We start from the raw sequence: 631 nt of genomic DNA on the forward strand, positions 1-631 counted from the left end.
GGTAGAACGCGACGAGATCCGCCTGCATCTGCGGCCTCGCGACGTCGTCGAGATGGATCATGTGGCCGCCCTGGTAGAACGTCACCTGCAGATTCGGCGCGAGGCCGGACACCGTCTGCAGCCGCGCGAGCTCCTTCTCCGTTTCGAAGTACGGCGTCGCGAGATCATGATAGCCGTTCGACGCGAGCACCTTCAGCTTCGGATTCAGTTGCAGCGCGGCAAGCAGATCCGGGATCGTGTCCGGATACGGCTGGCCCGCGTGGCTGAAGTTCCACACGCCGATGATGTCGGGCTTGAGCGTCTGATACGTCGCGTTCGGCGCGGTGTAGCCGAGGTAGCTCGGCATCTGCGACGCGAGCGCGCTCGTGAACGGCTTCGAGATCAGGATGTCGGACGGATCGTCGTCGCTCGCGAGGCGCGCGTCGCCGTTCGGCAGCGACACGCGGCCGTCGTAGCGGCCGATCGTGTAGCCGGGCACGAGCGTCGTCTGGCCGGGCGACGTCTCCGTATCGTAGAAATACTGGAAGTACGCGCCGATCGACGCGGTGGCCATGCCCTTTTGCGACGACCACGCGGCGAGCGTGCCGGCGTCCGGCGAGATCGGCGACGAAGCCGTCGCGTAATGCACGAT

At 65.8% G+C, this 631-nt stretch carries 1 pseudogene; it reads right to left on the reverse strand.

Annotated elements, in window-relative coordinates:
- Positions 1–631 (reverse strand): annotated as a pseudogene (locus J5M67_RS27390) (hypothetical protein); the annotation flags it as partial.

Origin of the sequence: Pseudomonas sp. 30_B (assembly GCF_017491605.1) — a bacterium.
In the GTDB taxonomy this organism is placed as follows: Bacteria; Pseudomonadota; Gammaproteobacteria; order Pseudomonadales; family Pseudomonadaceae; genus Pseudomonas.